Below are 1,244 nucleotides of genomic sequence, written 5' to 3'. Positions count from 1 at the left end.
AATCAGAATGTCGCGGTGAATACGTTCCCGGGTCTTGTACACACCGCCCGTCACACCATGGGAGTTGGAAATGCCCGAAGTCAGTGACCCAACCGCAAGGAGGGAGCTGCCGAAGGTGGAGCCGATGACTGGGGTGAAGTCGTAACAAGGTAGCCGTATCGGAAGGTGCGGCTGGATCACCTCCTTTCTAAGGAAATGAAGAAGTAGGGATTGTTTTATTGTTTAGTTATCAATGCCGGGAGTGGTTGGCGAGGGCTGCAAAAGCGGCGTCGCGGCAAGCACGGAGGCACATCGTGAACCTTAGCGAAGCAAAGCTGAGCTTAGTTGAACGATGTTACCGCAGATAACAGAATACAGGTGGTGTCGATGCGCTTATGGGAAACACCCGTACCCATCCCGAACACGATGGTTAAGACATAAGCGGCCGATGGTACTTTGCTGGAGACGGCACGGGAGAGCAGGTGGATGCCACCTTTAAAAAACTAAACAAAGTCAGGTTGAGAAAATTTTAAATATATGAGAATCTCTCTCAGAAGAGTTTATATAGGTTGTGATATGCAAAAACATATCAACCAATTTAAAAACTACAGCCTTTTGGCTGTTCCTATATAAAAACAATCGTGATTGCGATTCATATATATGAAATGGGCTTATAGCTCAGCCGGTTAGAGCGCACGCCTGATAAGCGTGAGGTCGGTGGTTCGAGTCCACTTAAGCCCACTTGAAACGTTCCTGCCGCAAGGATGCGCGAGGCAATGAGATCAAATCTCATAGGGGCGGATCAGGATGAAAATCCTGAAAGAAAATATAAGATGTACCTTGAAAACTGCATATTGAGATACGAGTTGCATGAAATGATCAAAGATCATGAAATGCAAAGACATCAAACCAAATTTCCGAATACGAACACAAACGATAGAGAAATAGAAACGCTCTTGCGTTGTGACGCTACACAACGAGAGCAGACCGTAGATTGTGCAAAACAGCGAGGATGATTGCGCTGCTGTTTCATCATCTCAAAACCCTTCGGGTTTCTCGATGAAGAAACGCTGCTTATGCAGTCCATCCGAAAAAAGCAGTCATACGGAAGCGAGCTTCCGATGCCTGTTTTTACGTCTGAACAGCGCAATCAACGAAAGGTCAAGCTAGAAAGAGCGCAGGGTGGATGCCTTGGCACTAAGAGCCGAAGAAAGACGTGATAAGCTGCGAAAAGCCGCGGGGAGGAGCAAATATCCATTGATCCG

The 1,244-nt window shown here is 47.0% G+C and carries 1 tRNA gene and 3 rRNA genes; all 4 read left to right on the top strand.

Features of this window, described 5'->3' with window-relative positions:
* Positions 1-187 (top strand): 16S ribosomal RNA (locus HNP82_RS17765); the annotation flags it as partial.
* A 169-nt stretch (positions 188-356) separates the two neighbouring features.
* Positions 357-474 (top strand): 5S ribosomal RNA (gene rrf, locus HNP82_RS17760).
* A 172-nt stretch (positions 475-646) separates the two neighbouring features.
* A tRNA-Ile gene (locus HNP82_RS17755) sits at positions 647-720 on the top strand.
* A gap of 418 nt (positions 721-1,138) precedes the next feature.
* Positions 1,139-1,244, top strand: a 23S ribosomal RNA gene (locus HNP82_RS17750); the annotation flags it as partial.

Source organism: Catenibacillus scindens, assembly GCF_014202115.1.
Lineage (GTDB): Bacteria > Bacillota > Clostridia > Lachnospirales > Lachnospiraceae > Catenibacillus > Catenibacillus scindens.
The sequence above is the reverse complement of the archived record's forward strand: the minus strand, read 5'-3'. Positions and strand labels throughout refer to the sequence as shown.